This is a genomic window from Acinetobacter lwoffii (genome assembly GCF_029024105.1).
In the GTDB taxonomy this organism is placed as follows: Bacteria; Pseudomonadota; Gammaproteobacteria; order Pseudomonadales; family Moraxellaceae; genus Acinetobacter; species Acinetobacter lwoffii.
In genome coordinates, this window is sequence record NZ_CP118963.1 from 2,481,780 (window position 1) to 2,505,024 (window position 23,245).

20 protein-coding genes are annotated in these 23,245 nt (G+C 43.8%); 11 read left to right on the plus strand and 9 right to left on the minus strand.

The window, feature by feature from the left end; translation table 11 throughout:
* Positions 1–27 precede the first annotated feature (27 nt).
* Complete coding sequence (locus PYW33_RS12035) at positions 28–645, plus strand: L-threonylcarbamoyladenylate synthase (RefSeq protein WP_004646095.1); 618 nt, start codon at positions 28–30, stop codon at positions 643–645.
* Positions 646–690: 45 nt separating this feature from the next.
* Complete coding sequence (locus tag PYW33_RS12040) at positions 691–975, plus strand: hypothetical protein (protein ID WP_004279223.1); 285 nt, start codon at positions 691–693, stop codon at positions 973–975.
* Positions 976–1,056: 81 nt separating this feature from the next.
* Here the strand turns inward: PYW33_RS12040 and PYW33_RS12045 are convergent, their stop codons facing one another.
* Positions 1,057–1,536: a hypothetical protein gene (locus PYW33_RS12045; RefSeq protein ID WP_004279222.1), complete on the minus strand. Its 480-nt coding sequence runs from the start codon at positions 1,534–1,536 to the stop codon at positions 1,057–1,059.
* Between the two features lie 503 nt (positions 1,537–2,039).
* Here PYW33_RS12045 and PYW33_RS12050 point away from each other — a divergent pair.
* From PYW33_RS12050 to rluB, 3 genes are read left to right on the plus strand one after another with little or no spacing between them, the layout of a single operon-like run.
* On the plus strand, positions 2,040–2,834 hold the full coding sequence (locus PYW33_RS12050; RefSeq protein ID WP_004279221.1) for a segregation and condensation protein A: 795 nt from the start codon (positions 2,040–2,042) through the stop codon (positions 2,832–2,834).
* Positions 2,831–3,421: an SMC-Scp complex subunit ScpB gene (gene scpB, locus PYW33_RS12055; RefSeq protein ID WP_004646094.1), complete on the plus strand. Its 591-nt coding sequence runs from the start codon at positions 2,831–2,833 to the stop codon at positions 3,419–3,421. Before PYW33_RS12050 ends, scpB begins: the two co-directional genes overlap by 4 nt.
* A 41-nt stretch (positions 3,422–3,462) precedes the next feature.
* Entirely contained in the window at positions 3,463–4,515 is a 1,053-nt protein-coding gene (rluB, locus tag PYW33_RS12060) for a 23S rRNA pseudouridine(2605) synthase RluB (RefSeq protein ID WP_004646093.1), read from the plus strand.
* 56 nt (positions 4,516–4,571) lie between these two features.
* Here rluB and PYW33_RS12065 read toward each other — a convergent pair whose 3' ends face one another.
* From PYW33_RS12065 to PYW33_RS12090, 6 genes are read right to left on the minus strand one after another with little or no spacing between them, the layout of a single operon-like run.
* Entirely contained in the window at positions 4,572–6,308 is a 1,737-nt protein-coding gene (locus tag PYW33_RS12065; protein ID WP_004646091.1) for an ABC transporter ATP-binding protein, read from the minus strand.
* Between the two features lie 10 nt (positions 6,309–6,318).
* Positions 6,319–7,470 (minus strand): ABC transporter permease, encoded by a 1,152-nt coding sequence (locus tag PYW33_RS12070; protein WP_004646090.1) that lies wholly within the window; start codon positions 7,468–7,470, stop codon positions 6,319–6,321.
* 7 nt (positions 7,471–7,477) lie between these two features.
* Complete coding sequence (locus PYW33_RS12075; protein ID WP_004646089.1) at positions 7,478–8,416, minus strand: ABC transporter permease; 939 nt, start codon at positions 8,414–8,416, stop codon at positions 7,478–7,480.
* Between the two features lie 12 nt (positions 8,417–8,428).
* The gene (locus PYW33_RS12080; protein WP_004646088.1) at positions 8,429–10,435 is read right to left on the minus strand and encodes a M3 family metallopeptidase; all 2,007 of its coding nucleotides are present in this window, start codon (positions 10,433–10,435) and stop codon (positions 8,429–8,431) included.
* A 20-nt stretch (positions 10,436–10,455) separates the two neighbouring features.
* The gene (locus tag PYW33_RS12085) at positions 10,456–12,258 is read right to left on the minus strand and encodes an ABC transporter substrate-binding protein (RefSeq protein ID WP_004646087.1); all 1,803 of its coding nucleotides are present in this window, start codon (positions 12,256–12,258) and stop codon (positions 10,456–10,458) included.
* A 22-nt stretch (positions 12,259–12,280) separates the two neighbouring features.
* Positions 12,281–14,038: an ABC transporter substrate-binding protein gene (locus tag PYW33_RS12090; protein ID WP_004646086.1), complete on the minus strand. Its 1,758-nt coding sequence runs from the start codon at positions 14,036–14,038 to the stop codon at positions 12,281–12,283.
* Positions 14,039–14,762: 724 nt separating this feature from the next.
* Here PYW33_RS12090 and PYW33_RS12095 point away from each other — a divergent pair.
* The 5 genes from PYW33_RS12095 to PYW33_RS12115 all read left to right on the plus strand — a co-directional run bounded on the left by PYW33_RS12095 (position 14,763) and on the right by PYW33_RS12115 (position 20,095).
* The gene (locus tag PYW33_RS12095; RefSeq protein WP_004646085.1) at positions 14,763–17,429 is read left to right on the plus strand and encodes a TonB-dependent receptor; all 2,667 of its coding nucleotides are present in this window, start codon (positions 14,763–14,765) and stop codon (positions 17,427–17,429) included.
* 148 nt (positions 17,430–17,577) lie between these two features.
* Positions 17,578–18,279 (plus strand): energy transducer TonB, encoded by a 702-nt coding sequence (locus PYW33_RS12100; RefSeq protein ID WP_004646084.1) that lies wholly within the window; start codon positions 17,578–17,580, stop codon positions 18,277–18,279.
* 36 nt (positions 18,280–18,315) lie between these two features.
* Positions 18,316–19,215: a MotA/TolQ/ExbB proton channel family protein gene (locus tag PYW33_RS12105; protein WP_115736958.1), complete on the plus strand. Its 900-nt coding sequence runs from the start codon at positions 18,316–18,318 to the stop codon at positions 19,213–19,215.
* Positions 19,216–19,231: 16 nt separating this feature from the next.
* Entirely contained in the window at positions 19,232–19,657 is a 426-nt protein-coding gene (locus tag PYW33_RS12110) for an ExbD/TolR family protein (RefSeq protein WP_004646081.1), read from the plus strand.
* Positions 19,658–19,678: 21 nt separating this feature from the next.
* Positions 19,679–20,095, plus strand: a complete 417-nt coding sequence (locus PYW33_RS12115) for an ExbD/TolR family protein (protein ID WP_004279208.1) — start codon at positions 19,679–19,681, stop codon at positions 20,093–20,095.
* Positions 20,096–20,150: 55 nt separating this feature from the next.
* Here PYW33_RS12115 and ftn read toward each other — a convergent pair whose 3' ends face one another.
* Positions 20,151–20,615: a heteropolymeric bacterioferritin subunit Ftn gene (gene ftn / locus PYW33_RS12120; protein ID WP_004646080.1), complete on the minus strand. Its 465-nt coding sequence runs from the start codon at positions 20,613–20,615 to the stop codon at positions 20,151–20,153.
* A 342-nt stretch (positions 20,616–20,957) separates the two neighbouring features.
* Here ftn and PYW33_RS12125 point away from each other — a divergent pair, with 342 nt between their 5' ends.
* The gene (locus tag PYW33_RS12125) at positions 20,958–22,025 is read left to right on the plus strand and encodes an SDR family oxidoreductase (RefSeq protein ID WP_004646079.1); all 1,068 of its coding nucleotides are present in this window, start codon (positions 20,958–20,960) and stop codon (positions 22,023–22,025) included.
* 121 nt (positions 22,026–22,146) lie between these two features.
* Here the strand turns inward: PYW33_RS12125 and rlmF are convergent, their stop codons facing one another.
* Positions 22,147–23,121: a 23S rRNA (adenine(1618)-N(6))-methyltransferase RlmF gene (gene rlmF / locus PYW33_RS12130; protein ID WP_004646078.1), complete on the minus strand. Its 975-nt coding sequence runs from the start codon at positions 23,119–23,121 to the stop codon at positions 22,147–22,149.
* Positions 23,122–23,245: the final 124 nt, after the last annotated feature.

Below are 23,245 nucleotides of genomic sequence, written 5' to 3' on the forward strand. Positions count from 1 at the left end.
CATCAGCCCAAGCTTGGAGTAGTCTCTATGCTGCATTTACGCGTACACCCAGACAATCCGCAACCCCGCTTAATCAGTCAGGCAGTGGAACGTATCCGTGCGGGTGATGTGGTGGTCTATCCCACTGATGCTGCCTATGCGATTGGTTGCCAGATTGGGAACAAGAGTGCCATGGAGCGGATTGCGCAAATTCGTGGTCTGGGCCCAAAGCATCAATATGCGATTCTGTGCTGTGATTTGTCCGATATTGCCACTTATGCCAAGGTGGACAATGCCATGTACCGTTTGCTGAAAAATAATACACCGGCCATCACCACCTTTATTTTACCTGCGACCAGCGAAGTTCCACGTCGTTTGATGCATCCTAAAAAGAAAACCATTGGTCTACGCATTCCGAATAATCCGGTGTGTCAGATGTTACTGAAAGAACTCGGTGAACCGTTGTTGACCTCTACCCTGATTTTACCGGGTCAGACTGACCCACTCGATGATCCTTATGATATTGAAATGCAACTGGGCAAACGCATTGATGTTTTTGTAGATAGTGGTTTAGGCACGTTGAGCACGACCTCTATTGTAGATTTATCTGGTGATCATCCAGAAGTGATTCGTCGTGGTATGGGAGATGTCAGCGCCTTTGAATAAATGAGGTCTGAGAATTTCCTACAAACATTGAAGGAGTCAAAATGAATGGATTTATTTTATCTCCTGCTAAATCAGCATGAATTTTCTGCACAGGATTTAATCTATGCAGAACTGCCTTGGACACTGCAATCCAAGGCAGTCATGGTCGAAGCACATTTTCCTTCCCATCCCACTGTAAATATTGATCATACTGAGTACCAATTTTTCCTGACGTTGGCTGTAGCGAGACAGTTGTTGCAGATCTATTCAAACCAAAATGTATGCCTGGCAGAGACTTGCCAACGTATCATTGAATTTGCGACCAAGGAATACAATCATTCCTCACCATGAAAATCTAAAAAAGCATAGGGTGAGAGGTTGCAGTTCTATTCTTTTCAATTCGACAGGTATGCAATGGTTGCCAAAACCAGTTTAGGAATCTGAACTACGTTCATAATGACGAACTGCAATGAAATTTGGGCATTGCGATAGCTTCTGTTCATGGTGCATGAGTTCCTCGCCCAGCTTATTTTTCAGATACACATGAAAAATGATCTGATCATCTTCCAGTACATTCAGCATCGCCGTACGTGCTTTGGGTTCCATGACTTTAAAGGAATTGATCGACTCACAAGACATGGCTTGCATATCCAGTTTAATCCGCTCATCCAGCTGGTCGCCCTCATAGGCCATATGCCGCATGTAAAAACGAATATTGGGATATTGGTCCAGCACACTAAAATCCATTTTCATGGCCTGCATGACAGGTCGGGCCTGTTCTGCAAAAGCTGAAAATCCGCCTGATTTCAGTCCTGTGCGTGCTTCATCTTCAAGCTGCATAATCTGATATTTGGGATAAGCCCAAAATCCCCCGAATGCGATCATCCCAATAACAACCAGAATAAGTGGCATGCTTTCTTCACCTTTTTATTGATTTTTGTGATTCTTGACTATTCTTCGAGAGTATAGCGAGATTTTTGACCAAAAATCATAGGGAAATATTTTATTAATACTTATTAATTTTATGTTTTTTAATGGGAAATCCGTTTAAAAATCATTCAATATCTGCCAGCTAGCTTATTTCTTCTTTTGATGAGAATCACTGTATTGATCGGGTTTTTAAGTGAGTCAACTGGCATCATCTACCAGATATGCTTAATTATGAGAATCAATTTAACGTAAAAATCACTACATCATTTCCTGCCCGGTTCTGCCATTCTTCTCGTTACTATTTTTAAATCGCAGAGAAATTCCATTATTTTTTTAAGTTTTTATGGCTTTGACGGCTTATTTAATTTATTTAAAGTTACTTTTCCAGTACAATGACAATGCTTAATCCTGTGCTTTTCTTTCGATCAGATACCGAAAATCAAGCCTTTGCATGCCTTTGAAAATTCGCGTGGCCTATAATTGTAATGACTCAAATTATCCATAACACTATGGAATCTGCTCCGCACATTCGGGTTCTGGATGAATGGCAGGATACAATTCCAGAGGATCTGTACATTCCTCCAGCGGCATTTGAAATCTTATTAGAACATTTTGAAGGCCCACTCGACTTTTTAATTTACCTGATTCAAAAAAACGGTTTTGATCTGTTACAGGTCGATATCGCGCCGATTGCAGCGCAGTATTTGTCTTATATGGACGCGATGAAATCCCTGAATATCGAGCTGACGGCCGACTATATGGTGATGGCGGCCTTACTGGCAGATCTGAAATCACGTTTGCTTTTGCCGAAACCGAAAAGCCTGACTGCGATTGAACAGGATCCAAAACAAGAACTGATTGACCGTTTAGAAAATTATTTAAGAATTAAACAGGCAGCAGAACGTCTGGGCCAGATGCCGATTCTGGAACGTGACACTTTCACCACCAACGTCAGTTTGGGCGAAATCCAGCAGCCGAATGAAGGCTATTCAAGCGATTTATTGCGTGATGCCTTGCTTTGTATATTTAACCGTCCTGAACCGGTGATTCATCAGGTGCAACAGGAACCGGTACTGCTGGAAGAACGTATTGCCTATATTGAAAGTTGTATTGAAACTGGCGCAATACTCAGCTTTAAGGACTTGTTAAAACCGAGCCAAGGCCGTATGGGTATGGTGGTAACCTTTATGGCGGTGCTGGAACTGACCCGACAACAAAAAATTCAGATTATTGCTACAGGTATTGAAGCCCCGCTCGCGATTCAAGGAGCCAGTCAATGACACTCGATCAAAATACGCTGTTATCTGCAGAAGATAATCTGCATGAAGTATTGATGCAGCTTGAAGCCATTATTTTTGCCAGCGACTCCGCGGTTTCATTGGCTCATCTGAAAGAAACTTTTCAGGATCGCTATAGCAAGCAGGAATTACGCCAGTATTTACAACAACTTTCCATGCTGATGCATGGCCGTTCAATTGAACTGATTGAAACAGCACAAGGTTATCGTTTTCAAGTGCGTGCAAAATATCGTAATATTATTGCACAGACCTGGCCTGAGCGACCGGCTCGCTTGTCGCCTTCATTACTGGAGACACTTGCTGTGATTGCTTATCACCAGCCAGTGACTCGAGCGGATATTGAACAGATTCGTGGTGTCACGAATAACAGTCAAAACTTGCGTACGCTGTTTGACTGGAACTGGATTAAAGAGTCTGGATTTCGTGAACTCCCTGGAAGACCTGCGTTGTTAATGACAACGCCACAATTTTTAAATGCGTTTGGCCTGAATAGTTTGGGCCAATTGCCTCCCCTGCAGGATGCCAAGGAAGCTTTTATGGCCCTCGATGCGAATGCACCGAAGTCATAAATAGGTGAACTGTTGATAATTATTTCTAAGGTTATGCTGTCATGAGTGAAAAGTTGCAAAAGGTGCTTGCACGCGTTGGTTTGGGTTCTCGCCGTTATATGGAAGAAGTCATTGCCGCGGGTCGTGTAAGTGTCAACGGGCAAATTGCCCAAGTGGGTGAACGAATCGAACCAGGTGATGAGCTTCGCATCGATGGTCGTAAAGTTGCCTTCCAGATTGAAGACGAAATCCGTCGTCGTGTCATTATTTACTACAAGCCTGAAGGCGAGATCTGCTCACGTAGCGATCCTGAAAACCGTCCGACTGTATTTGAACAGCTGCCTGCTATTCCGGGCGATCGCTGGGTAATGGTGGGTCGTCTGGATATTAACTCGACCGGTCTGCTTTTATTCACAAATGATGGTGAACTTGCGAATCGCTTGATGCACCCATCGAATGAAATCGAACGTGAATATGCAGTTCGTGTCATGGGTGAAGTTACACCACAAATTCGTAACAACATGCTCAAAGGCGTGGTGCTAGACGATGGTCCGGCAAAATTCGAATCTTTCTCTGAACTCGGTGGTGACGGGATCAACCGTTGGTTCCAGGTGGTAGTAAAAGAAGGTCGTAACCGTGAAGTACGTCGTATCTTTGAATCACAAGGCCTGAAAGTCAGCCGTCTACTGCGTACCCGTTATGGTACTGTGATTTTGCCACGCGAACTGCGTACCGGTCGCTGGATTGAACTGGATAAAAACGATATCGACAACCTGACCAAAGCTGTGGAATTGAAACCACGTCAAGGTACTGGTTTGTTTGGTATGGCGAAACGCCGTAATGAACGTATGCAGGACAAGCCGATGGCTGCACGCCGTGGCGGTTTCTTGCGTCAGCAACGTCGTGACAGTGATGAGCAACCACAAAATAATACTGGCCGTGAGCGTCGTGATGACAATGCTTATGGTCGTCGTGACAGAGCTGAAAACCAGAATGGCACTCAGTTTGTGCGTCGTGAAAACCGTCCGGATCAAGGCTTTGGTCGTCGTGAAGAGCGTGATGAAAATGCGCCGCGTCGTCCATATGGTATCAACAAAGGCTTTAAAAAGTTTTAATTAAGATAAATAAAAAAAGTCAGGCACATTGCCTGACTTTTTTTATGCCTTATGCATCAGGCACTTTGTGGAATCCCTTGCGGGATAGCACCGAGTAAACGCTTGGTATATTCATGCTGTGGCGATTGATACAACTCATCTGAATTGGCGATTTCCACCAATTCACCATGATTCAGCACCATGATCTGATCTGAAATATATTTCACTACCGACAAATCATGTGAAATAAAGATATAGCTGAGTCCGAATTCATCCTGCAAATCTTGCAGTAAATTCAGCACCTGCGCCTGTACTGAGACATCCAATGCCGAGACCGATTCATCGCAGATCAAAATCTCGGGTTTTAAGGTCAGGCAACGTGCAATCGCAATTCGCTGACGCTGACCACCTGAAAACTCATGCGGGTAACGATAAAAAGCCTGTGCAGGCAAGCTGACCCGCTCCAACAGATCCAAGGCCATTTGTTTGCGCTCTGCATCATCCTGACCAATTTTATGAATCTGCATCGGTTCCATCAGGATTTGTCCAACAGTAAAACGTGGATTTAGAGAAGCATAGGGATTCTGGAAAATGATCTGGATTTTACGTTGATACTGCGTAAATTCCTGTTCCGACATGTCCAAAATATCCCGACCCTGAAACAGTGCTTTACCGCCCGTAGCCTGTTGCAGACGCATCAGCAATAAACCGATGGTGGTTTTACCCGAACCAGATTCCCCGACCAGCCCCAAGGTCTTGCCTTTGGCCAGTTGGAAAGAAATTCCTTTTACTGCTTGAAACTCATCTTTGCCAAACAGTCCTTTACGACTATAAAAAGATTTTTTCAGATCCCGTACATCCAGAATAATTTCCTCTCCGCCTTTTAGTCCACGTGAACGTTGCGGAAGCTGAGTATTCAGGCGGATATCTTCCAGCCAGGTTGAGCCATCCTGTTTCATAAAATCACTAATCATCGGCAAACGTAGCGGACGTTGCGAGAGTTGCGGGCGGCAGTGCAACAAGGCTTTGGTATACATGTCCTGAGGCCGGTCCAGCACCTCCCGAACCGGACCCTGTTCACGGATTTCCCCATGGCGCATCACAATAACCTGATCGGCAATTTCACCAACCAATGCTAAATCATGGGTAATAAACAGCATCGACATCTGGCGACGTTGCCGCAGCGATTCCAGCAAGTCCAGAATCTGCTTTTGAATAGTCACATCCAGAGCTGTGGTCGGTTCATCTGCAATCAACAGTTTAGGTTCACAGGCAATGGCCATGGCAATCATGACCCGTTGTTGCTGTCCACCGGAAAGCTGCCCCGGATAGGCATCGATTTTAGTTTCTGGCGTAGGGATACCCACTTCTTTGAGCAGTTCCAGAGTACGTTGACGTGCCTGTTTTTTATTCATGCCCAAATGTAGTTGCAGGATTTCTGCAATCTGCATGCCTACCGTAAATACCGGATTTAGCGAAGACATCGGCTCCTGAAAAATCATGGCAATGTCTTTGCCGCACATCTGGCGCATTTCACGGGTTTTAAGCTTGAGCAGGTTTTTCCCTTCAAAGATGATCTGGCTATCTTCTGAAATACGTGCGCTTTCTGCCGGAAGCAGGCCCATAGTGGCGAGGGAAGTAACCGACTTGCCACTCCCCGATTCACCTACCAGTGCAACCGTGGTATTGGCCGGAATCTCGAAAGAAACCCCTTTTACGGTCTCAATATATTCTTTATTTTCACCTTTAAAACTGACTCGCAGATTTTCTACGCGAAGTAACGCAGGTGCTGTGCTTGGATTGATTTCAGACATCGTTGCGCTCCTATTTCAGTTTTGGATCTAATGCATCACGGAGTGCATCGGTAAACATCGAGAAAGCAGTCACCAATACCGCCATGGCGATTGAGGCTGCCGCCAGTTGCCACCATTTACCCAAAATCAGCTCGCTTTGCGCTTCATTTAGCATACTGCCCCATGACACTACCCCGATAGGCACACCGAAACCAAGAAAGCTCAAAATGACTTCAGACTTGATAAATGCCACCACCAAAATAGACATCTGTACTAGGGCAATATGGCTGACATTGGGAAAAATATGGACAAACATACGACGCATATTGCTCACGCCAATCGCCTTGGCAGCCAGCACATATTCACGTGCCGTATGTTTCATGTATTCGGCACGAACCAAACGGAAGACCCCGGTCCAGCCAGTCAGACCTAAAATCAGGATGATTGATAAAATACCTTTTTGTTGTAACACTGCGGCAATCGCCAAAACCAGCAACAGATAGGGAATCGAAGTAAAGATATTATAAAACCAGTTGAGAAGATCATCGACCCAGCCACCAAAGTAACCTGCTATTGCACCCAGTGCAGTTCCAATCAGTACAGCGACAAAGGCTGCAATCAGTCCAACCAGAATCGAGGTTTCAGCCCCCTTGATGGTTTTCTGTAAAACATCCTGTCCCCATTTATCGGCGCCGAAGACCAGACTTTGCTTGAGTTCCCCACTTTCATCCATCAGCTGGCCGCCGAGCTCCTGATTAATGGCCTTCATGTCTTCTGCCAGCGGATCGACCACTCCATAATAATCGATGCCTGCACCAGCACCCTGCTCAGCAGCAATTTCAGCATTCAATTCAGCAATGACATCTTTTAAAGGATCAACTGGATTGACTGGTAGAGGTACAGATTCTGCGCCCTGCTCTGTATCAGATACAGCCGGAACTGGCGCTGCACTGATAAAACTCGGCGGTGCATAGCTGACCGCCACTTCTTTATTCCAGTCTTTGGCAATCAGGCCGCTCATTGACAGTACCAGCAGCAGCAGATAAAACAGCACCACATACAGGGAAAACATGGCAATCCGGTCACGTTTCAAACGGCGCATGGCCAGTTGCCATAATCCTGTTGAAGCCGATTCAGGTGCTGCTTCAGCCGCTTGTTCTTTTTTAAATATCGCACTCAGCATAATTCACCTACTTCAACTGTACACGCGGATCGACCCATTTATAGATCAGATCGGCAATCAGGTTGAATATCATGGTCGCAGCAGCGACATAGACCGTAATGGCTTTAATCACAGGAAAATCGGAACGTTCTACCGCAATAATAACTTCACGGCCAATTCCCGGAATACCAAAAAAACGTTCGATCAGGAAAGCACCGATCAGCAGTGCCGGAAGTCCTGCCATCACATCGGTAATAATCGGAATCGAGGCATTGCGCAAGACATGCACGCCCATGATACGGTTTTCACCCAAGCCTTTGGCACGCGCAGTACGTACATAGTCCTGATTGACTTCATCCAGTACAAAACTACGATACAGGCGTAGTGTTGGTGCAATACTGACCACCAACATAATCAGCACAGGTAACAAGGCATATTTGAAAAGGTTGTCAGCGAAATTATCACTCCAACCCTGTACCGGGAACCAGCTCAGTTCATAAGCCATGAAATACTGGAACACGATGATGTAAACCAGAATACTGATCGACATACCGATCGTACACAGCATCATGATCATGCGATCTGTCAAAGAACCACGAACCGAAGCCACACCCAAAGCCAAAATGATAGAAATAATAGTTTGCAGAATGGTCAGTGGAATCAGAATGGTCAGTGAGGGCCCCAAACGGGTGGTGATAATCTGTGCCACCGATTCTCCGGTACTCCAGCTCACCCCATAATCAAAGGTTAAAATCTGCTTGATAAAGATCCAGAGTTGTACGTAATACGGTTGATCCACACCCAGTTGCTGACGGATGTTTTCAATCTGTTCCGCATTGGCCATTTTACCGGCCAGAATATAGGCAGGGTCTCCGCCTACCCAGTTAAACAGCAGGAAAATCAGCAAAATCACCCCGAGCATGGTCGGGATCATTTGCCAAAGCCGTCGAATAATATATGCCAGCATCGCTTGCCTTCCTTAATTTTTTCCAGAGATTTCATTAAAGAAAGCTTTGCTGTCCGGATCACGACCCAAGAAGTCTTTCACCATTTGCTCGCCATGCTTTTGACCACCTTGAGCCAGGACCGTATTGCGATAATGCGCACCGACTTTCTTGTCCATCAGCTGATCGCCAAAGGAGGAAAGCATATCCAGGGCAATGACCTCAGACCACATATAGCTGTAGTAACCTGCCTGATAGCCGCCCATCAGATGCCCGAACTGTCCCGGGAACTGCTGACCGTTAACATAACCCAAGGCAGTTTTACCTTCCATATCCTGCCAGAGTTTTAAAGGCTCAATGTTTTTTGCATCTTTACCATGCAAGGCCATATCATATTGGGCATATAAAGCCTGACGGGCATAATGCAGGCCTCGGCCGTAATTCTTCACATTCTTTAAGCGCTCGGTCATGGCAGCATCCACCCGAGGACATGCCGGCTCACAGTAATCTGCTACTTTTGACAAGGTTTCCAGACGGCGTGCCCACTCTTCATACATCTGTGATGGTGCTTCTACAAAGTCACGCTCTACCGAGGTACCAGACTGTTCTGTATAGCGGGTCTTCGAAAGAATCCCGTGCAAGGCATGACCCATTTCATGCACAAAGGTTTCCAGTTCATTGCTGTTCAAGCCCTTACGGTTAAAATTGGTCACCAGTACCGATACCGGACGACGCTGATTCAGGGTACTGCCGCCATAAGCTCCCCAGACAGCTGCATGCCCATATTTGCCTTCACGCGGGTATTTATCAACATATAATCCGCCCAGGAATTCGCCCGTAGCCTTGTCATGTACCGCATAATATTCCACTTCATCATGCCAGGCCTTGACTTTCACCGGCTTGAACTCAATGCCATAGAGTTCCGAAGAAATAGCGAATAACCATTTTTGCGATGCTTCTGTCGGGAAATAATCCCGCAATTTTTCCTGGTCTACCTTGTATTTGGCCTGACGCAGTTTTTCACTCCAGTAACCCTGATTCCAGCGTGTAATTTCTGCTTTCTCTAGTGGAACTTTTAAAGTTTCAGCCTTGAACTGGCGTAATTGTTCTACATCCTGCTTTTCTAGAGGTGCAACTTTGGCATAAACCTCATCCAGAAAACCGTTCACTGCTTCCGGAGTTTTGGCCATGCGGAATTCAAGCGCAGAATGGGCATAGCTTTCCTTGTCAAAAAGTTGTGCCATTTCATAACGCAGATCAATGGCCTTTTTCATGAATTGCAGGTTTTGTTCAGTCCCGCGACGCGTGTAAGCGGTCTGGTAACGTTTGCGTGCTTCATCACTTTCTGCCAGCTCCATAAAAGGCTGATATTCCGGATAATCAAAGCCAAGCAGATAATTGCCCTTTTCATTTTTCTTTAAATTTGCGATGTAACTTTCTGGCAGGCCTTTCATTTCAGCTGGAGTAAATTCAACTTTTTCAGGGTTATCCCGCACATTTTTGGAAAAATCCTGTCCCAGTTTGGTACTTTCTTCAATAATTTCTTTCAGTCGTTTCTGTTTTTCTGCACTGAGTTGTACCCCGGTGTTCTCAAACTGCTCCAGAATATCTTCTAAAAATTTCTGATCAATCGGATCGCTGGCTTTCAGTTTTTTGAACTGTCCATACAGTTTCGGATTCTGATACAGGGTGGTCTGGTATTTGCTGATTTTAAGTTCACAGTCATCGGCTGCCTGACGCAATGCAGGATCCGGATCGACATTACTATATAGTCCCACTGCTGCACCGAAATCACGGGCTTTGGCATGCAATTCATCCCATTCAGCCAGATAAGGCCCTGCCTTGGCTTTATTTTTAATTTTCTTATTTTCAAATATCTGGATATCTTTTTGCATCGAGGCCAGACTGGCATCACATAAAGACGGAATTTCTGCAGCCTTGAATAATGGCAGCAGCTGTACTTGGGTATCTGCCGCTACACCTTGATATCCCCCCATCATCATTAAACATAAGGTACTTAATTTTAAAGATTTTGATTTCATATTCATCTCCAGATTTTTTCTTACTTTTTCGTATTAATATCGATATACATCCATTCTGAAGACAGAATCGGATGGGACTTATGTCCAATAATTTGGGGTTGGGTCAAAGCGTTACGGTAGGTGCTATAGAGCATCAAGGTCGGCATGTTGACTTCCAGAATCCGGGTCATTTTGCGGTAGAGCAGATCACGCTCCGGTCCAGGCGGCATGCTCTGGGTTTGTTCGTATAGACGGTCGAATTCAGGATGCTTGAAACAGGCATTGTTGGTGACATTGATATTCTTGCCATAGAACAACTGCATAAAGTTGTCAGCATCCGGATAATCGGCAATCCATGCAGAACTCTTAAACATGGTTTTACATTGCTTTTCCAGCTTGATGCCTTCAGCGAATGGCATGGCCTTACTGGTCAGCTGAATATGGATACTGTCCAGGGTCTTTTTCCAGAATTCACCCTGCTGCTGGCCCCGACTGGTATTCCCAGTAATCAGTTCAATCACCAGAGGTTTACCTTCAGGCGTCTTTCGCCAGCCATCTGCACCGATCTTGTAGTTATAGCGGTCGAGCAACATGTTGGCTGCTTTGACTGAATAGGGAATACTGCTTTTATAGGACGGTGAATAACCTGCTACTCCTGGGGGAATAGGCATGTGCAGTTTTGCTCCATCTCCCTTAAGTAATACATTGATCATGTTTTCTACAGAAAATGCCATCGCCATGGCACGACGTAAGGCAATTTTTTCTGGCGCGAAACCACCCACGACCGGGTTTTGCATATTCCAGTAATGGTAACTAATGGAGGGCTCTAAAATACGTGACAGCTTCACCCCCTGCTGTGCCAGCTCAGGCTTTAATTTATCGCCATCAAGGGCCTGTACGACGATATCGCCCTCAATTTCGAGCAGGTCCAGTTCATTTTTCTTAAATGCCAGCATCCGGGATTGCGCTTCTTCAATAACACGCACATCAATAGTGCCGATTTGAGGCATTTTTTTGCCCTGCATGGCTTTTACAATGGCCTGATCTTCTGCACCACTGGCTTTAAAGTCCCAGACAAAACCACGATAAGCTGGATTTGGTTTTAAGATAATCCGTGAGCCTGGTGTCCAGCGGCTGAGCACATAAGGACCAGTTCCCACTGGCCTATTCATGACCCAACCCGCCTTGTCTTTATATTTTTCAATCACTTCACGAGCTACTGCAGCGGCCGGCCCATGTGCCAGCAACATCGGAAAGTTCTGATCCGGATTATTCAGCTTTAATACCAAGGTATAGCGGTCTGGGGTCTGAATACCTTCAAACGGATTTTCATAGGCTTTGCCATTCTTTTTGGTTAGGGCCATCCATGCGTCCAGCCCTTTAATTCGGCCATCCAGCAACCAGCTGTTCGGTGAATGCAGCTTTGGGTCCAGTAGACGTTTCAAGCTATAAGCATAGTCATACGAAGTCAGTTCACGTTTTTTACCGCCAAAGACCGGATCATCGGCAAAATAAATACCCTTTTTGATTTTGATGGTATAAGTCAGGCCATCCGCACTCACTTGAGGCAGACTGACCGCAGTCAATGGCACTAATTTTGCTGGCGAGGCCAGATAATCATAGGTAAATAAGGTTTCAAAAATCGCGGCATTAATTTTGGCTGAATAACGGTCCTGGATATAACCCGGATCAAAACCGGTTTCAGCTGCCAGAAATACTGTTTTTAAAACCTTATTCGGGTTGGCAGGATTGCTAGCCCATGTGGACGCGCCCCCTGCCATCATCAAACCAGCCATTAGCACCCCACTGGCCAGTTTTTTTAAAGTATTTTTATTCACATTCATACTGGTTCTTAATCTTCTCAAGTTATTTTTTAACAGGTTCAATATCCATATATTGCCAAACTGCTCTGGTCACCGGATGGGCCTTAAAACCCTGTACATGCGGATGAATCAACCAGTTACGTATACGAGTATTGTGCAGAATCCATGGATTATCGGCCTCCATCTGACGGTTCATCTGCTCATAATATGGCGCCCGCTGCTGCGGCGGCAGTTTCATCGCGGTCTGGTACAGTGCATCATAAGTTTTGGAGGTATAGCAACTCAGGTTGCCTTGCTGCGCATTTGGCCCATACAGTAACTGGGCAAAGTTTTCCCCTTCCGGATAGTCCGCAATCCAGGCTCCACCCCACATCATATGCTTGCATTGGGTGGCTTCTTTTAAATTGTCAGCAAAATTACTGACCTTGAACTCAATTCGCACCCCGATCGCATCCAGATTTTTTTTCCATAATTCTGCAGAAATCACCGAAGAGCTTGAGCTGGTTGAATTCATTTTTAGTATCAGAGGCTTGCCATCAGGCAAGCTACGGTAACCATTAGCGCCTTTCTTATAACCAAAGCGGTCAAGCAGTTTATTGGCCAGTAATGGGTTATAAGCAATACTGCTTTTATACGTCGGGTCATGTCCACCTACTCCCTCTGGCAAAATCATTTCAGCTTTATCGGCATGACCTTTGTACAGCTGCTGGATAGCTTCTTTCTGGTTATAGGACAAGGCAAGAGCACGACGTAAGGCAATTTTTTCCAGTGAATTTCCACCAATTAACGGATCACGCATATTCATGATGGTATAGGTAATTTCCGGTTCTTTATTCGGATAATGCAGGATGCCTTTTTTCTTGTATTCACTTTTCAGCTGCTTATTTTCCAGTGCCTGTTCGGCACCGCTCGCAGTGAGTTTGTCATAGTCCAGTTGTCCAGACTTTAAAGCCAGCCAGCGAGACTGTTCCTCTTCAATAATACTGATTTTGACCTTGCCAATTTGCGGCATCTGCTTGCCTTGCATGGCTTTGACAATACGTTGATCCCATTCGGAACCATCGCCCTTAAAGTTCCAGACAAAACCGCGATAATTCGGGTTGGCAGTCAGTTCAATACGGCTACGCGGCACATATTTGTGTAACTGATACGCCCCTGTTCCAACCGGATGCTGACCTGCCCGATGACCATAATGTTCGATCGCTTCCCGTGCGGTACCACTAAAAGCAACATAGGCCAGAATGTAAGGAAAATTCAGGTCTGAACGGGTCAAGGTAATTTGTAAGGTATATTTATCTAGAGCTTTTAAACCGGCAATCGGAGCATCATAGTTAAATTTACCCGTTTTTTTAGCCTGCTGGATGACCTGATCTGCGCCAAGAATTTTGCCTTCAATAAAGGAAAAAGAAGGTGAATGATTTTTTGGATCCATCACCCTTTGCATGGAATAAATATAATCCCGGGCGACCAGTTCACGCTTCTTGCCCTGAAAGGCCGGATCCGGACTGAAATAAATTCCTGGCTTGATTTTAAAAGTATAAACTTTGCCATCCTGTTCAACCACGGGTAAAGACTCGGCGGTATTTGGGGCCAAAATTGCAGGCCGGGCCAGATAGTCATAACGCAACAAAGGCTCAAAAATAGCTTCAGCAACGCTACCACTATAAAAATTATAGGTTTTGACCATATCAAAACCATCATCAGGTGCTTCGAAAGCCAAGTTTAAAACTTTATCCGGATGTGCAGATGATTTTGCCCAGGAGGCTTGCCCCGTAGTCATGGCCAAGGCCAAAATTGTCATACTGAAAAATGCTGATTTCAAATTTGTACCTATTCTTGATCTTGAAGTTTTATTGCTATAGGAAGTCTTTAACACATCATCCCATATTTGCTTCAATGGATGGGTCAAAGCTGGACAGATGGAATAAACTGAACAAAGCGAATTTCATGCCATCCTCAAAAAATAACGTTTTTTTCCTGTTATTAACTCAAAAAAGCTTATTTTTATTAATCATTTAAAACATTATCAATAACATAATATTTTCCATGAATCATTAATTAAATTTTTATCCTCAAAATTCTTACTGAAGTTCATTTCGCACAAAAATAACTCAACCCTGTTTCATCTTATTGCACTATTGTATACCTTTAGGTAAACAATAAATAAACACAAGTACTTGTATTATAAATAATTTATTTTAAAAAAATATTATATATTTTATGTAAAAATTATGCACCATGATTAAACTTTATTCAATTTCTCTTTCAGTTTTAGATTCCTTTCTTATTCATTAAATATTTATTTTTTACTTTCTCATGGTTTCCTATAGAGACTTTCTTCAGATTTTAAACCCTACTCTCTTAATATTTCTTCATCAGAATTTAGTAAATCTCTAAAAAAACCAAATTAAATATAATTCTTTCAATCACTTAATGTTTTTTAAAGTTAATAATTTATAAGTTGGCATTCGCTTTGCTTAAGTCCTCCCAGCACTACTTCACATAACAAAAGGGTGAAAATTACGATGAAAAAAAACAAATTGGTCGGATCTATGGGGGCTCCAACAGTTGGCAAGACAATACTCAAGTTAAGTACGCTTACCTTAAGTATGATGTGCTTGTCTTTGGCACATGCAGCCGATGAACCAGAAAACTCTGCCGCTCAACCTACCAAGGTTCAAAAAGTGACAGTGACAGGTTCATCTATTAAAGGAGTAGCTGCACAAAGTGCATCTCCTATTACTGTGCTTAAAGTTGAAGATCTGGTGAATCAGGGGGTCACCACGGTTGAAGAAGCCATTAATAAAGTAAGTGCTAACCAAGCTGGTTTTGCTGTTTCTCAAAATATTGGTAAAAGTAATACTTCAGGTTCTTCTGCCAACCTGCGTGGGATTGGTACTGATAAGACCTTAGTTTTATTAAATGGGCGTCGTTTGGCTAACAGCCCATTTAGTACTTCTGAAGTTAACCTGAATATTATTCCGCTCGCGATGGTTGAGCGAATCGAGATTCTGCGTGATGGTGCTTCTGCAGTATATGGTGCAGATGCAATTGCCGGCGTAATTAACTTTATTATCAAAAAGGAATACCAAGGTTTCGGTATTTCTGGTGGACTGCAAGCACCTGAAGAAAAGAATGGCGACAAATATGATGTCTCTATTTTCGGTGGTTATGGTGATCTGGATGAACAAGGTTTCAACGTTTACGGTGTAGTAGATTATCGTACTTCTGACATGATCATGGCCAAAGATCGTAAAGTCAGCCGTCGTGGTGGTTTAATTCCAGAGTTGAACATGGCGATCGGTTCAAGTGCCGGCTTCCCTGCCAACCTTTTAGATTCAGGTGTAGGTGTAGTTAACCCTTATATCAATCAAAACTGTAATAATGCACCAAATATGTTTGTATCTGGTACACGTTGCCTGTTAAACACTCAAGCACTCATTGGTATTACTCCAGAAGAAGAAACTTTTTCAGCTCTAGGTAAAGGTACCTTCAAATTAACCGATTCATTAAATGCGGTTGCTGAATATATTTATACTGAAAGTAAAGTAAAAACCTCGATAGCACCTGATGTATGGGGAGGTAGTCTTTCTATTCCAAATACCAGCAAATATTATCCAGGCAACGGCATTACACCAGACATCGCTGGTCTGGTAGATCCAAGAGCAGCACTTTATTTACGTTCACAATCAGGTAACCGTGTTTCTCAATCAGAAAATGAATCAAACCGCTTTTTTGCAGGGATTGAAGGTGAAGTCTACGGTTGGGATGTAAATGGTGGCGTTACTTATGCCAAAAGTGAAGCAACTGATAATTTCGTCAGTGGTTACCTGAATCAAAGTTTGGTTCAAGCCGCACTTAATGATGGCACCTTAAACCCATTTGGTCCTCAGGCCGCTGCAGATGCTGGGAAATGGTCTACTTTTGATGTGGCAGGCCCAACAAATATGGCAAGTCTGGATTCTACCACTATAGATTTCACCGTCAGCCGTCCAATCTATGAACTACCTGCAGGTGAAGTTGGATTTGCCTTGGGTGGTAGCTACACCACTCAGGACTGGGAAGCCAAGGTGAATGCCGATCTTGTTCGCCAGGTTCCAGGTTCTGGTATTGATCCAAATAAACCGTCAAGTTCAGGTGACCGTGATATTACTTCGGTGTTTACTGAATTACATGTACCGATCTTGCCGACTCTAGAAGCTCAACTTGCGGCACGTTATGATGACTATAGTGACTTTGGTGATACTTTCAATCCAAAAGTATCCCTACGTTGGGAACCGGTTAAAGAGTTAATGTTCCGTAGTTCTTATAGTACTGGATTCCGTGCCCCAAGTATGTGGGAAATCAACTCTTTACAAAGTGAAACCAATACTAGCACTAACTTCAATAACCCACGTTTTTGTGATGCTAACGGTCAACCGACCAGCACCCAATTTGCAGACCAATGTGGTATGCAGTTCAAGCGTAAACAAGGTGGTAACCCAGACTTACAGCCAGAAGAATCAACCTCTTTTACAGCCGGATTCGTATATGAACCAATCAAGAATCTGGTATTCACCGCTGATTACTACAATATTGACATTGAAGGTTTAGTCAGCTCAGTTACTCCTAATGACATTTTTAATGACCTTGATCGCTATGGCAATCTGATCGTTTACGCTCCAGATGGTCGTATCCAGTATTTAAATACAACTCTACAAAATATGGGTGGATTAAAAACTGAAGGGATTGACCTCAGCCTGAACTACTTAAGCCCAATGACAGCAACAGGCCGTTTTGGTTTTGGGATTGATGGTACCTATGTCATCAAAATGGATGAGCAAGAAGAACCAAACGGTGAATGGGAAGGGCTCGTCGGCATCTATGATGATCCTGCAGTCGTCCGCTGGAGACATATTGCCAATATCAACTGGTCTTATGAAGACTGGAAAATGAGACTAGAACAACAATATATCCGTGGTTATGAAGACTTTTCTCAAGAACGTGATGTAAGTGCCTATACGCTTTATAACTTTGCAGGCACCTATAGCGGATTCAAGAATTTAGAGCTAACTGCAGGTATTCGCAACATGTTTGATGCAGAACCACCTGCTTCTGATGCAACCAACAATGCTCAATATGGCTATGACCCTCGTCACGGTGATCCAATGGGCCGTACCTACTTCCTACGTGGTACTTATAAATTCTTTTAATTAATTACTTCGCAAACACTGCTGCCAAGCGGTGTTTGCGGTTTTCCCCGTTTAATTTTAGCCAAACAAAAAATAATGCTGCCTGTAACTAAAAAAATTTTCTCATCAGTGCACTATTTCCTGTTTGTCTTAAATTCTAGGAGTCATGATGGGCACAAAGTTTGAAGACTTAGAAAAAAACTCCGCCAAAAAACTGACTGGTATTGGGGTCGTTGTTTTTTTGCATATCCTGGTTGGCCTGGTACTCATGGCTGGTATGGCAAAAGACATTATTAAACCAACGGAACAGCCAGTTGAGCTAATGATTATTCAAGATATTAAGCCGCCTGAACCTGAGCCACCAAAAGAAACACCACCTGAACCACCAAAAATCGTGGAAAAAGTAGCACAAGTGCCTGAGGTGAAACCGGTTGAAAAAGTCGTTCCTGTACAGAAAACACTTCCAACACCAACCCAACCGACAACTGTTGCAGTACCTACTCCCGTTGCAGCGAGTCCTTCACCAAGTCCGGTAGCAGCACCGGCTCCAGTAGTCGCAGCCGCTCCAGCCCCAGCTCCTCCACCCGCTGGCGTAACTCGTGGTGTTTCACAAGGTGAAGCAGGTTGTAAACGCCCAGACTATCCACGTGATGCACTGATGAATGAAGAACAAGGTGAAGTCTTGATCTCTGTATATGTAAATACCACCGGCAAGGTCCAGGATGCCAAAGTGAAAAAGTCGAGCGGTAGTCGTGCGCTGGATCGTGCAGCATCCAAGGCCTTCAGCTTATGTACTTTCAAGCCGGCAATGAAAAATGGCGAACCGCAAGAATCTTGGTATGACATTCCATATGAATTTGTCCTTGACTAACAGATACAACAGATAAAGAAAAAAATCAGGAGATCCATGATGAAAAAATCACTAAAACCTTTAAAAAATATGACTGCTGCTGGTGTAATTGCCATGAGCACTTTATTACCTCTGCAAACAGTTTTTGCAGAACAGTCCGCTACCCCCAATACCAGTGCTGTCACTGAAACAGTGGTAACAACACCTGCAACAGCGGCTACACCGACCCCGCCACCACTGCCTGCTGAAGCTAGCGATGAAAAAGCTGGATACAATCCTTATGGCCTAGAAGCCATGTGGAAAGAAGGTGATATTGTTTCTAAAATCACTTTGTTTATTCTGGTGGTCATGTCGATCGGTACCTGGTACATCATGATCAGCAAATGCCTGCAACAAGGCAAGATTCGCAAACAGGCTAAGCAAGCTGAAAATACTTTCTGGGAATCTTCTTCTCTGGATAATGCAACCGAGAATCTGGACGAAGCCAGCGTCTACCGTTTTATTGCGGAAAAAGGGATTAAATCAACTAAAAATCATGGCGGTACACTACTTGAGCGTATTGATTTCAATACCTGGGTCACTATCTCAATTTCCCGTGCGATCGACAAAATCCAGAACCATCTGAGTGGTGGCCTGGCCTTCCTTGCGACAGTCGGGTCTACCGCACCTTTCGTTGGACTTTTCGGAACCGTTTGGGGGATTTACCATGCATTGACTGCCATTGGTGTTTCAGGGCAAGCATCCATTGATAAAGTTGCCGGCCCGGTTGGTGAAGCACTGATCATGACTGCAATCGGTCTTGCGGTCGCAGTTCCTGCGGTACTCGGCTACAACTGGTTGACTCGCCGTAATAAAGCGGTCATGGAAGAAGTACGTACCTTTGGTTCTGATTTACACGCAGTATTACTCAGCGGCGAAATTACGACCAATAATCCTGTCAATCGTGACGTGAAGTAAGAGTGAGGCATCAGCCATGGGAATGATGGTCAATTCAAACGACAGCGATGATGAGGTAATTGGAACCATTAATACCACACCTTTGGTTGATATTATGCTGGTTCTGCTCATTATCTTCCTGATTACTGTACCGGTTGCCATTCATACCGTACCTGTCGATCTGCCCGAAGAAAGAAATGTACTGTATGAAACCAAGCCAGAAAATGTTCAGCTGGCTGTCAATAAAACTGGCGATATTTTCTGGAACGAAATTAATATTGCAGATAAAACAGTTTTACTGAGCCGTTTACAGGCAGAAGCACAGAAACGTCCGCAGCCTGAAGTGCATATTCGTGGTGATCAGTTAACACCTTATGAAGCAATTGATCAGGTGATTAGTACGACCCAGCAAGCGGGTATTGGCAAAATTGCTTTTGTCACCACTCCGCCCGCTACACCTTAAGCACAAAGAAGGATTAAGTTTATGGGTATGAATGTTGGTTCAAATCAAGACGATGATGTGATGTTAGATGTCAACATGACCCCATTGATTGATGTCATGCTGGTCTTGCTGATTATGTTTATTATCACAATTCCTTTGCCGAATAACTCGATTAATATCGATCTACCGAATGGAACGCCTCCTGTAACCGATGAAAAACCGCCTGAGCTGGTGGAATTACGTCTGGATGCACAAGGTAAGATTTTCTGGAATGAACAGCCGGTAGCAAATACCCAAGCTCTGGAAAACTTATTCAAGACAGTAGCGCAAAAAGCGGATCAGGATCAGATTAAAATCAAGGCGGATCGTGCCACTGAATATAAACATATCGCTATGGTCATGGCGGCAGCTCAAAGGCTGGAGGTCAAAAAAATTGGCATTATGAGTAATAACAACTAAGTATTTTCAAGATATAAAAAACCCAGCATGTGCTGGGTTTTTTATTCATCCGGTTTTACATCTGTGACTGAATATAATTTTGCAGACCAATCAGTTCGATTAAGCGCAATTGTTTTTCTAACCAGTAAGTATGGTCTTCTTCGGTATCCGACATTTGCTGGCGTAACATATCACGGCTGATATAGTCACCTTTTTCTTCGCATAACTTGATGCCCTGCGCCAGTTTTTCCCGCACGTGGTATTCAAGTTTTAGATCGGCTTTCAGGCAGCTCACCACATCGTCGCCAATCTCAACGTCATCGCGCTGCATGTTTGGCGTTCCTTCCAGGAACAGAACACGACGGATAATTGCATCCGCATGCTGGGACTCTTCCTGCATTTCGTGATCGATACGTTCAAAGATTTTGGTCAATCCCCAATCTTCATACATACGAGAGTGAATCAAGTATTGGTCACGAGCAGCCAGTTCGCCACCGATCAACATATTTAAATAATCTACGACTTCTGGATTTCCGCGCATTTGAATAACTCCCTACCTGTATTTTGCTATTATGGCGAAAAGCAATTGAATTTGCAAAGCTTAACCATGGTTAAATATTTGATTTTTATATAATTAAAATGAGAAGTACTTGCATTTACACTTCGTTCTTAATGAAATCCCATTTATAAAACAACACTTTGCATTTTCATTACGCTTGCCAATAACCTAAAACCGGCAAATAAACACATGCGTTAAAATTTGTAAATCTTAATTTTGACCAGACAGATTCATTCTTTTTGTATAAACATCACTGCATTGGCGTACTTCATGCTTAAATTTCGCTTATCATTCACACAAATTTAAAACAACAACGGTTCCGATATGACACATCCACAAACAACAGCGCCTGTTCTGGTTACCGGTGCATCGGGTTATATTGCCAGCTGGGTCATCCAGAAATTACTCACGCAAGGCTATACTGTACATGCCACGGTACGTGACCTAAATAAAAGTAAAAGCTTTGCCCATTTAGAAAAAATTGCCGACAGCACACCGGGAACTCTCAAGTTATTTCAGGCCAATTTATTAAGCCCGGGTTCTTTTGATCAGGCGATGCAAGGTTGTGAAATTGTCTTTCATATGGCCTCACCTTTTGTGGTCACCAACTATAAAGATGCAGTCAAAGATATTATCGAACCTGCGGTATTAGGCACTGAAAATGTACTGAATAGTGTCAATCAGACTGAAGCAGTGAAACGCGTGATCGTGACATCGAGTATTGCATCTACCTATGGCGATGCCATTGATATTCTACAAACTGAAAATAACAGTTTTGATGAATCATGCTGGAATACCACCAGTTCGGCCACGCATCAGCCTTATCCTTATTCCAAAGTCATGGCAGAGCGTAAAGCCTGGGAAATGGCTGAAGCACAGGATCGCTGGGATCTGGTCTGTATCAATCCGGCACTGGTTTTTGGTCAATCCTTAACACCAAATACCCAGTCTGGCAGCGTAGAAGTCCTGCAACAGTTTGCCAATGGCATGACCCTGCTTGGCGTTCCACCGATGTGGAATGGCGTGGTCGATGTTCAGGATGTCGCTGAAGCGCATATCCGTGCTGCATTTAATCCGCAAGCGCATGGCCGTTATATCATTTGTAGTGAAAGCTTAAGTCTGCTGGAAATGGGCCAAATTCTACGGGCACATTTCGGCAATAAGTTTCCGTTCCCACGCAATCAACTGCCCAAAGCAGCCTTTAAACTGTTCGGGCCTGTAGCAGGTTTTAGCCGCAAATTTGTAGAACTGAATATGGGTTATCCAATTTTCTTTAATGCACAAAAAAGTAAGGATGAACTCGGTCTGGAATATCGTCCGGTGAAAGAGAGTCTGGTCGAGCACTTCCAGCAATTACTAGATGATGGTGTGGTGAAAAAATATATTCCTTAATCGTACTTGCTCAAACCTGATCTGACAGTTACCGATTTTTTTATTGTGTCTGTCAGATTAAATTTGAGCTACTACACCGACTTATACGCCCACAAGCTCACTATTCCTGCCTAAAAACAAGCTAAGCAGAAGTCCAACGCGCATTTTTCCACGCTTGCTGTTGCTTTGCATCTAGAAAAGTCCAAGCCACAAAACGACTCTCTTTTTGCCCCTGCGTCATTTTAATGGTTTTTACCTCCACTGCACCGCACTTACGCAAGGTATTTAACAGCATAGGCAATGTGGTTTTCTTAGAAACCAGTGTACTAAACCAAAGACATTGCTCAGCAAACTGTGTGCTCTCTTGTACCATCTGGCAAACAAAGCGTTCTTCTCCACCGTCACACCACAGCTCGTTCTTTTGTCCGCCAAAGTTTAACACCACTTTAGACCGATCAACCGGTTTACCAAGTTTGCGTATTTTTTGCGTTGCTGTGGCATTTGCTTCATCTTGCGAAGCATGAAATGGTGGGTTACACAGGGTCAAATCAAAACGATCTGAAGGTTTAATCACACCTTTGAAAATATTGCTCGGTGTCTTTTGCAATCGAATCTGAATCCCCTTCCTGAGATTTGGATTTGCCTCCACAATAAATTGAGCACTTTTTACCGATGCAGGATGAATGTCTGAGCCAACAAATTTCCAACCATAACTACGATGACCAATAATCGGATAAATACAGTTCGCGCCCACCCCAATATCTAATACGTGAACGGCGTGTCCTGTTGGAATCTGACCTTTATTGCTATCACTCAACAAGTCCGCTAAATAGTGAATATAGTCGGCTCTACCCGGAATAGGTGGGCAAAGATAATCTTGAGGAATATCCCAATATTGAATACCATAAAAATGCTTGAGCAATGCTTTATTGAGCATTTTCACAGCTTGAGGATCAGAAAAGTTGACTGAAAGATCGTTATATTGATTCGGGATGACAAAAGGGGCAAGTTCCGGACAACTCTGGATTAACTGAGGAAAATCGTAACGACTACGATGCAGATTTCGTGCATGTAATTCCGATTTTTGTTGCGGAAAAGATTTCTTTGCTTGAGCCATGTGTATGCCAATCATCAACGGGAGAACAGAATCAATAAGGCAGGATCTATACCTGCAAATGAATCGATATTGTACGTGAATTCAACTCACATTGCCGAACCTGTCCTTGTATTTGTCTATCCTC

Bases quoted from the DNA above. Each gene is read 5' to 3' on its own strand.
- PYW33_RS12115 (WP_004279208.1), top strand. From the start codon at position 19,679: ATGGGTATGAATGTTGGTTCAAATCAAGACGATGATGTGATGTTAGAT.
- rluB (WP_004646093.1), top strand. From the start codon at position 3,463: ATGAGTGAAAAGTTGCAAAAGGTGCTTGCACGCGTTGGTTTGGGTTCT.
- PYW33_RS12090 (WP_004646086.1), bottom strand. From the start codon at position 14,038: ATGACAATTTTGGCCTTGGCCATGACTACGGGGCAAGCCTCCTGGGCA.
- PYW33_RS12065 (WP_004646091.1), bottom strand. From the start codon at position 6,308: ATGTCTGAAATCAATCCAAGCACAGCACCTGCGTTACTTCGCGTAGAA.
- PYW33_RS12050 (WP_004279221.1), top strand. From the start codon at position 2,040: ATGACTCAAATTATCCATAACACTATGGAATCTGCTCCGCACATTCGG.
- PYW33_RS12125 (WP_004646079.1), top strand. From the start codon at position 20,958: ATGACACATCCACAAACAACAGCGCCTGTTCTGGTTACCGGTGCATCG.
- rlmF (WP_004646078.1), bottom strand. From the start codon at position 23,121: ATGGCTCAAGCAAAGAAATCTTTTCCGCAACAAAAATCGGAATTACAT.
- PYW33_RS12100 (WP_004646084.1), top strand. From the start codon at position 17,578: ATGGGCACAAAGTTTGAAGACTTAGAAAAAAACTCCGCCAAAAAACTG.
- PYW33_RS12080 (WP_004646088.1), bottom strand. From the start codon at position 10,435: ATGAAATCAAAATCTTTAAAATTAAGTACCTTATGTTTAATGATGATG.
- PYW33_RS12040 (WP_004279223.1), top strand. From the start codon at position 691: ATGGATTTATTTTATCTCCTGCTAAATCAGCATGAATTTTCTGCACAG.
- PYW33_RS12045 (WP_004279222.1), bottom strand. From the start codon at position 1,536: ATGCCACTTATTCTGGTTGTTATTGGGATGATCGCATTCGGGGGATTT.
- PYW33_RS12105 (WP_115736958.1), top strand. From the start codon at position 18,316: ATGATGAAAAAATCACTAAAACCTTTAAAAAATATGACTGCTGCTGGT.
- PYW33_RS12070 (WP_004646090.1), bottom strand. From the start codon at position 7,470: ATGCTGAGTGCGATATTTAAAAAAGAACAAGCGGCTGAAGCAGCACCT.
- PYW33_RS12110 (WP_004646081.1), top strand. From the start codon at position 19,232: ATGGGAATGATGGTCAATTCAAACGACAGCGATGATGAGGTAATTGGA.
- scpB (WP_004646094.1), top strand. From the start codon at position 2,831: ATGACACTCGATCAAAATACGCTGTTATCTGCAGAAGATAATCTGCAT.
- PYW33_RS12085 (WP_004646087.1), bottom strand. From the start codon at position 12,258: ATGAATGTGAATAAAAATACTTTAAAAAAACTGGCCAGTGGGGTGCTA.
- PYW33_RS12095 (WP_004646085.1), top strand. From the start codon at position 14,763: ATGAAAAAAAACAAATTGGTCGGATCTATGGGGGCTCCAACAGTTGGC.
- ftn (WP_004646080.1), bottom strand. From the start codon at position 20,615: ATGCGCGGAAATCCAGAAGTCGTAGATTATTTAAATATGTTGATCGGT.
- PYW33_RS12035 (WP_004646095.1), top strand. From the start codon at position 28: ATGCTGCATTTACGCGTACACCCAGACAATCCGCAACCCCGCTTAATC.
- PYW33_RS12075 (WP_004646089.1), bottom strand. From the start codon at position 8,416: ATGCTGGCATATATTATTCGACGGCTTTGGCAAATGATCCCGACCATG.